At 34.8% G+C, this 7,531-nt stretch carries 11 protein-coding genes; all 11 read right to left on the reverse strand.

Annotated elements, in window-relative coordinates:
- Window positions 1–197: 197 nt before the first annotated feature.
- The gene (locus tag IEV18_RS15835; RefSeq protein ID WP_108897595.1) at window positions 198–458 is read right to left on the reverse strand and encodes a metal-sensitive transcriptional regulator; all 261 of its coding nucleotides are present in this window, start codon (window positions 456–458) and stop codon (window positions 198–200) included.
- Window positions 459–576: 118 nt separating this feature from the next.
- Complete coding sequence (locus tag IEV18_RS15840; RefSeq protein WP_108897594.1) at window positions 577–1,356, reverse strand: sulfite exporter TauE/SafE family protein; 780 nt, start codon at window positions 1,354–1,356, stop codon at window positions 577–579.
- 63 nt (window positions 1,357–1,419) lie between these two features.
- Entirely contained in the window at window positions 1,420–1,647 is a 228-nt protein-coding gene (locus tag IEV18_RS15845; RefSeq protein ID WP_108897593.1) for a sulfurtransferase TusA family protein, read from the reverse strand.
- A 142-nt stretch (window positions 1,648–1,789) separates the two neighbouring features.
- Window positions 1,790–2,917 carry an MBL fold metallo-hydrolase gene (locus IEV18_RS15850; RefSeq protein ID WP_108897592.1) on the reverse strand — a complete coding sequence of 376 codons (1,128 nt, stop codon included), beginning with the start codon at window positions 2,915–2,917 and terminating at the stop codon, window positions 1,790–1,792.
- 85 nt (window positions 2,918–3,002) lie between these two features.
- A complete protein-coding gene (locus tag IEV18_RS15855; protein WP_108897591.1) occupies window positions 3,003–3,398 on the reverse strand; it encodes a DsrE/DsrF/DrsH-like family protein in 396 nt (131 codons plus the stop codon).
- A gap of 13 nt (window positions 3,399–3,411) precedes the next feature.
- The gene (locus tag IEV18_RS15860; protein ID WP_108897590.1) at window positions 3,412–3,963 is read right to left on the reverse strand and encodes a sulfurtransferase TusA family protein; all 552 of its coding nucleotides are present in this window, start codon (window positions 3,961–3,963) and stop codon (window positions 3,412–3,414) included.
- 334 nt (window positions 3,964–4,297) lie between these two features.
- A complete protein-coding gene (locus IEV18_RS15865; RefSeq protein ID WP_229733686.1) occupies window positions 4,298–4,717 on the reverse strand; it encodes a class I SAM-dependent methyltransferase in 420 nt (139 codons plus the stop codon).
- Window positions 4,698–4,838: a hypothetical protein gene (locus tag IEV18_RS17360; RefSeq protein WP_229733687.1), complete on the reverse strand. Its 141-nt coding sequence runs from the start codon at window positions 4,836–4,838 to the stop codon at window positions 4,698–4,700. The genes IEV18_RS15865 and IEV18_RS17360 overlap by 20 nt, the downstream gene beginning before the upstream one ends.
- A gap of 202 nt (window positions 4,839–5,040) precedes the next feature.
- On the reverse strand, window positions 5,041–5,430 hold the full coding sequence (locus IEV18_RS15870) for an OsmC family protein (protein WP_188393351.1): 390 nt from the start codon (window positions 5,428–5,430) through the stop codon (window positions 5,041–5,043).
- Between the two features lie 57 nt (window positions 5,431–5,487).
- Window positions 5,488–6,573, reverse strand: a complete 1,086-nt coding sequence (locus IEV18_RS15875; protein ID WP_188393352.1) for a sensor histidine kinase — start codon at window positions 6,571–6,573, stop codon at window positions 5,488–5,490.
- Window positions 6,560–7,243, reverse strand: coding sequence for a response regulator transcription factor (locus IEV18_RS15880; RefSeq protein WP_108897586.1), 684 nt, complete (start codon window positions 7,241–7,243; stop codon window positions 6,560–6,562). Before IEV18_RS15880 ends, IEV18_RS15875 begins: the two co-directional genes overlap by 14 nt.
- Window positions 7,244–7,531 lie beyond the last annotated feature (288 nt).

Below are 7,531 nucleotides of genomic sequence, written 5' to 3' on the forward strand. Positions count from 1 at the left end.
CTCTCCTTGGTATTTATTAAATTCGGGGTCATGATCATGACACCCTGTACTATACCAAGAGGACTCTTTTTTGTTCAACCTTCAAATTTCTTCATTACAGGAATGCTCCTAATTTTTTCTTATAGGTACTCATATAGGTATAGTTTTCTTAAAAAGAAAAGCTCATCAACTCATTTACAATTTACGTATGATTGAATTCATCTACTTTTAACTAGTAAATCAACTGCTTCATGTACTAAATGTTTTGTACTTTCGCCCTTTGCAATATTTTCTCGAACACATTGTTCCAAGTTCATACTCACAATTAAACCAATAGTACGGTCAATCGCACTACGAGATGCAGATAATTGAGTAATAACATCTTTACAGTCTTGTTTATTTTCAATCATGCTTAATACTCCTTTAATCTGACCTTCTATTCGTTTGAGTCGATTCACCACCGCTTTATTATACTCCACGATTATTCACTCCTTTTTATGGCTGGAAAAATAACATCAACTTAATATAAAAATAAACTTTTTTCTTTTTGACCAATGGCTTAAGAAATGTAAATAATATTGAAGGTTTATTCAATGGCTAAATTAAAATATCTAACCAAATCTTTACTGCTGTGCCAGCTATCATTAATGCCAAAATGACTTGTAAGATACGTGTATTCATCTTTTTACCTGTTTTGGCTCCGAGTGGTGCGGCTAAGAGACTAGCGACAATCATAATAAGTGCGGGCCAATAATCTACTTGACCTGTTACAAGCTTTCCAATACTTCCACCGATTGAAGAGATAAAAGTAACAGCAAGACTAGTTGCAATTGTCATTCGTGTTGGGATGTGTAATACAGTTAGCATAATTGGCACTAATAAAAAACCGCCTGCCGCACCTACAATTCCTGATGCTATTCCAACAATTAAGGCTAAAATTACCGCAAGTAGCTTATTAAAGGTCACTTCACTTAATGGCTTATCATCTATTCTCTTTTTCGGTACAAACATCATTAAGGCTGCAATGGCTGCCAGAATACCGTAAACGATATTTACTGTTTGTTCAGATAAAAAGCTTGATCCATAACTACCAACTAAACTACCAATAAGTATAGCTCCTCCCATATAGAGGATTAGCTGTTTATTTAAATATCCTCCTTTACGGTATGCCCATACTCCAGCAATAGAAGCAAATAGAACTTGTACTGCACTAATTCCAGAAACCTCATGTGCTGTAAATGCAACTAGACCAAACAATGGTGGAATATATAAAAGCATTGGATATTTAATAATTGAACCACCAACACCAAGCATTCCAGATAAAAATGAACCAATAAACCCAATAGCAAATACCACGATGATAAAAGTTAAATCCATTAGTAAACCTTCTTTCTAATTTAGAAGAGCGAGTAGTAATTACTACTCGCTATTAGGTTTTTGTTATGCTTTTTGAATATAAAAGTATAAAACATCTTTTTCAGTTTTTTGTTCTAAAATAGTGTGACCACCTGATTTAGCCCAAGCTGGTATATCGCTTAGTGTGCCTTGGTCAGTTGCCAGCACTTCGAGTATTTCACCAGAGTTAATCGTGTCCATTGCTTTTTTAGTTTTTACGATAGGCATTGGACATGACAGCCCTGTTGCATCTATTGTTTTGGTAATGTTCATATTAACCTCCCCCTTATAGTTTTCTTAGTAGTAATCATTGAATTTTTAACTACAACTGATATTCAGTGCTTAATATGATTTATAGAACGACTTTATATTTTAAAAAAACAAATTTATAGAACTTCAATACAATCATCTATTTTTATCGAACTGCACACCGGTTTGGTCCAATCTCCATTTCTGTTTGCTCGTCATGGCTAGGTGCTATTTTACCCATGTTCACCTGACGAATTTGTTCATACGCATTTGGTTGTGGTGGTAGGTTTTCTGTAACTGTACGACGGAATTCATCTTCGTCTTCAATATTTAGCCCATGGTTTTCTTTAAAGAGATCACCTAATCTTCTAGCAACAGTACCATCTTCATTTAATTCATCGATAGTCATGAAATGAGCAGGTAGAACAATTAAGTCTTCAGCTAACTCACGATAGCGTGTATATAATGTTTCACGTAAATCTCCTACCCAATCTTCCGCAAGACCTGCTAAATCCGGACGGCCAATTGAATCAACAAATAAAATATCACCTGTTAAAAGATACTGATTGTCAATCACAAATGACGTAGAGCCAATTGTATGACCTGGTGAATATAGAGCATTTACGTCCATTTGTGTAGCTCCGATTTTTACATTTAATCCATCAGTTAATGGTGTGTAATCAAATACTACTTCTGTTGCATCTTTTGGTGGTAAGTAGTATGTTGCACCGGTTTCAGCTGCTATGTCACGTCCACCCGAAATATGATCAGCATGTAGATGTGTATCAAATACATGTTTGATTTGCACACCTTTTTCTTTTGCGAAATTAGTGAATACATCAGAGAAACGTACCGCATCAATAATTGCGGCTTCCCCACCTGAAGTTACCATATAAGATAGACAACCTTTACCAAGGCGAACGAATTGATATAATTCGCCACCATTTTCTAAATCGGCAACTTTGATTGGTTCTAAGTAACTGCTCCATGACTTCATTCCACCTTCAAGGTAAGCTACCTCACGTCCAGCTTCCGACAGCATTTCTGCTACCATTACAGAAGAACCTTCTTTTGCACAAACAACTATTACATCTTTATTAGTAGGAAGTTGCGGTAATATTTTTTCTACTCCATCTAATAACTCAAAGTATGGTATATTTAAATATTCAAACTTGTGCCCTTCAATTTTCCAATCTTCGAACGCATCTTTGTTTCTGACATCCAATATAAACAATTCTTCGTTGTCAATAACTTTCCGAGCAACTTGTGCTGCTGTCCATTTGCTGATTGTCATTTCTAGTACCCCCTTAGGTATTTATTAATTTATTTTTTTACAGTGGAGATGATCCCCACTGCATTCATATTCTCACTTAACAATCTTAAAATGTTAATGTTGGTGATGCCTCTTTAGCATACTCTAAAAATGTTACTGCCCCACCAACTTCAATTCCATCAATAAAATCTTCTTTCGAAAGTCCCATAACATCCATCGTCATTTGACATGCAATAAATTTAACACCAAGTTCTTGAGCCATCTCTACTAATTCTGGAATAGAAGGTACATTTGCTTTTTTAAAGCCTTCCGAAAAGTGCTCTTTTCCTTCTGGCATTTCTAAATGGTTCATTCCTTGTTTGTGAATCAAGTTAAGACCTTCAAACGTGAAAAAGATTTGCACTTCTTTTTCTGATGCTGCCGCTGCAGTTGCGATATTAAATACTTTGTATGCATCAAATAATCCTCCGTTTGCAGCAATAATAGCTACTTTTTTTGACATAATAATATTCCTCCTATATTTCCTTTTTTATTTTACCGTTCCACTCATCCATTCCTGGTAGAACGTTATATACTTTTGTAAAACCATTTTTAGCTAATAGTTGTGCAGCTAAATCAGAGCGGTTGCCTGTGCGGCAAATCACATAAATTTCCTGTTCTCTATCCAATTCTTCAAGGCGAGATTCTAGTTCTCCTATTGGAATAGATTTTGCACCTTCAATATGGCCAAATGCATATTCTGCCGATTCACGAACATCTAAGATTAGACCATTTCGTGATTCGATTTCATTAAGTGAAACCGTGTGTTTGAAGTTTTTTTCAACCTCTGGCTCATTAGACCCTTTGCGAATATAGTGATAAAGTACATCACCTTCTTCAACTGTTCCTAAATATTGATGTCCAACAGAATTTGCCCAAGCAGCCAAATCTGCTTTTGATCCTTTGTCGGTTGCTTGAACTTCCAACACTTGACCTTCTCGCAAATCAGCAATTGCTTTTTTAGTTCTTACAACAGGCATCGGACATGCTAAGCCTTTGGCATCCAACTGCATATTTACTTGAATCATTCAGTTACCTCCTCATGTTTATAAATACTAATACCTGTATAGGTATCAATATTTTGTAATTAAAAAGTCGTACTTTATTACGACTTTAATGGGATACACTAGTTTCGCACGTGGAAACTAACCACATGAACTATAATATACCCCCAAGGGTAAAATATCAACCCTCTTATTCTTATTTTTTTATATTTTCCTTTTAAGTATCTAAAATGCGCTGATGTGATTTCGATTATTTTCTAATAGACGTATCCGAGACACCTTTATCAACGTCCATTAATTATTTCTTTATAACGACTTGGATGACATGACCTAGTCCTACATGTCTTTTTCCTTCGTTTCATGTCACTTCACCATAATAAAAATGAATACAATGGTAATTTTTAATCCACTCTAAAACTTCTATAGGATTATATAACATGTCAAGAGATTGTGGGCCACCTGTTTGATATTTAATTTGATCCTCTGAGTAAACTTCAAAGATGACATACCCCCCGGGTTTCACCGAATCCACCAAGTTTTTTATTAAGAACTTCTGATCTTTTTTCGGGACATGACCAAATACCATAATAGAGGTATCAAATTGATTGTCTTGCACTTTTTCTTTCGTCAAATCCATCGCAACAGTTTCGACGACAACTTTATTTTTGGTAGCTAGTGTTTTCGTTTTCTCAAGGCCAATAAGCGATTGGTCATATGCTATCACGTCATGACCCAGTTTGGCTAAATAAACTGCATTTCTACCTTCCCCCTTCTGCAAAACAACCAACTTTTGAATGAGCTGGAATAATCTCACTCATGTCGTGTATAAACTGATTTTCTTTCTCACCATAGACAAAATCTTTATCTGAAAAGCTTTTATCCCAATGTTCTTTTGACATTCAAATTTACCTCCTTAAAAATAACATCATCGCAACTTAACCTTATAGGTATATTGTAAAGTAGTTTGTTTAGCCACGTTCCAAAATTAAAAGGTACCCGTAAGATATTGGAACTAAATTAGAAAAAATAAAAAGGTAAACATACATAAATATGAATTATTAATACATTTCATATTATGTGTACAAATAACCCCTAGGTGCTTTACTGTTCTCTAACTTCTATTGTCTCAACAACTTCAATAGCACTATTTACAGAATGAATCATGGCGCAGTTTTTCACTGCAAGGTCGAGTGATTTTTGAACTTGGGTTAGATTTAAATTGATACCATAAACAATGAAATGTAATGCAATTTTAGTCACTTTATTCGCTTCTTTTTCATTACGTTCGATATCTGTTTCTATTTCTATTGAATCAAAAGTAATTCGTTTCTTTTCCAACACCTTTTTCAACAGTCCTCCACTACATCCTGCAAGTGATGAAACGAGTAGTTGTAGTGGACGAAAGCCAAGTTCTGTATTGCTCGAAATCTCAATTTTTCCATATTCAAATTCTGCTTCAAACGCCCCAGTTTGACTTAATTTGAATTTCATCATATTCGCCCCTTTTTAATTCTTGTTAATGATAAATCGAACGCATATAGACCATAGTTATGACTTAGGCAGAGTAAACCAAAACGTATGCCTATTATCTTCTGAAATAATCCCAATCTTTCCTCGATGTTGTTCGATAATCTCTTTTGAAATGGCAAGCCCTAATCCAGAACCACCAAACTCTCGTGATCTCGACTGGTCAACACGGTAAAACCGTTCAAATATTCGTTCTCTCTCTTCTACTGGAATAGGTTTCCCAGGACCAGTGATACAAAGTTTATATTGGGAAGCAAAATCTATTCCTCTAATAGTTATTGATTCAGTACCTTCATAATAGCGAATAGCGTTGTCTAAAAGGTTACTAATGACTTGTGTAATGGCACTCCTATTAAGCGTAACAATACTTGGAGTAACGTCTACATGTAAGTTAATATTTGCCTGTTGTATTGCCCAGCGAAACATATCGATACATTGTTTTACAATTTTTTCTATATGAACTGGTGATTTTTCGGTGAAATTCTGAGTTGATACATAGTCCCATTCTTTTAACTGTTCCATCTGCTCGACTAAGTCAATAAGTCGTTTCGTTTCTTCATATAGAGATTGATACAGCTTTTGATCACCTTCTATGACCCCATTTTGTAATGCACGAAGGTAGCCATTCAAATTAGATAAAGGTGTCCGAAATTCATGTGACAAATCGGAAACTAATTTTTGTCGGTACTGTTCATTGTCCTTTAACTGTGTAACCAACTCATTAAAATGATTAATTAACTCACTAATTTCCCCATCAGATTTCACTTGAATTGGGTTCGGGTATTCACCTTGTTTCATTTTTTTAGTCGAGGATATGAGTTCTCTCAATGGGTTTACAAGTTTTTTTGTTAGATAAAAATGAGTGAGGCTTCCGATTACAATCGTAGAGATGCTGAAGATCAACAAATATTGAAACAATGTCGCTTCAAATTGTACTTGTTTTTGATAACTCATAGTTACTAAACCTTCTGCAAGCACACATGCAGTATTATAAATAGCCCAGCTACTTAGACCCACGAAAGCAGTAACGACCAATATATTAATAAACGTTAATCTGAAAAGAAATTGTTTCGGTAACATTATATTTTTCATTTTATTCCGCAACAAATTTATACCCCATTCCTCGGACCGTTACAATCCGTTTCGGTGATGCTGGATTTTCTTCGATTTTTTTTCTTAGTTTCTTAATATGTGCATCAATTGTCCGGTCTAGCACTAATTTATCAGCATAAGGATACAACTGATTCATGAGACTCTCTCTTGTAATAACCATATTAGGATTTTCCATAAAATAATAAAGAAGATTGAATTCATGTTTTGTCAGTTTTATTTCTTGATCATAAAGTAAAACTTCACCTTTTCGAGGTTTAATACAAAGCCCGTTGTAAGTGATTTTTTGACAAAATTGCCCCGTTCTACGTAGCACGGCCTCAATATGAGCTAGAAGTTCCTCTGGTTCAAATGGCTTAACGAGATAATCATCGGCACCGATTTTTAAGCCATTTATTTTATCTTCCGTACGTGATTTAGCGGACAACATAATAATCGATACTTCATTTCTTTCTTGTTCTCGAACCCATGTACAAAATTCTTCTCCACTAAGTTTCGGAAGCATTAAGTCTAGAATAACTAGGCAAGGATGTTTCGCTAAAAAGAGTTCTTTAGCTTCTTCTCCATCCGCAGCTTCGACCACGTCATAACCTGCTTTTGTTAAATATATATTGATTAGTTTTCGGATCATATGATCATCTTCTACTACTAATACCGTTTGTTTCATATTCTCACCTCTAGCCCATTATACGTATTGTCAAAAGTTTTTAAGTAAAACCTATTATTATTGCCTATATAATGCGTTTTTATACAAAAAAACTTGCCACCCCCTTAAATTTAGGTTATTTATGAAGTAACCACACTACACAAATACCTAAAAAAGGATGTGACAAGTTGTTCCCTCAATTTATAACTTATTTATTTGAATATATCAAGTTCCAAGAGAAAATAATTTTTGGTCTTCTAGGGATTATACTTGGCAAATCAGTAGCTAAAGCCCAATTTGATGAGCCTA

It is taken from the genome of Compostibacillus humi (assembly GCF_014637175.1).
GTDB lineage: Bacteria > Bacillota > Bacilli > Bacillales > Amphibacillaceae > Oceanobacillus > Oceanobacillus humi.

Coding starts and splice junctions, on each gene's coding strand:
- IEV18_RS15840 (WP_108897594.1), bottom strand. CDS start 1,356: ATGGATTTAACTTTTATCATCGTGGTATTTGCTATTGGGTTTATTGGT.
- IEV18_RS15850 (WP_108897592.1), bottom strand. CDS start 2,917: ATGACAATCAGCAAATGGACAGCAGCACAAGTTGCTCGGAAAGTTATT.
- IEV18_RS15880 (WP_108897586.1), bottom strand. CDS start 7,243: ATGAAACAAACGGTATTAGTAGTAGAAGATGATCATATGATCCGAAAA.
- IEV18_RS15845 (WP_108897593.1), bottom strand. CDS start 1,647: ATGAACATTACCAAAACAATAGATGCAACAGGGCTGTCATGTCCAATG.
- IEV18_RS15870 (WP_188393351.1), bottom strand. CDS start 5,430: ATGAAATTCAAATTAAGTCAAACTGGGGCGTTTGAAGCAGAATTTGAA.
- IEV18_RS15860 (WP_108897590.1), bottom strand. CDS start 3,963: ATGATTCAAGTAAATATGCAGTTGGATGCCAAAGGCTTAGCATGTCCG.
- IEV18_RS17360 (WP_229733687.1), bottom strand. CDS start 4,838: ATGTCAAAAGAACATTGGGATAAAAGCTTTTCAGATAAAGATTTTGTC.
- IEV18_RS15855 (WP_108897591.1), bottom strand. CDS start 3,398: ATGTCAAAAAAAGTAGCTATTATTGCTGCAAACGGAGGATTATTTGAT.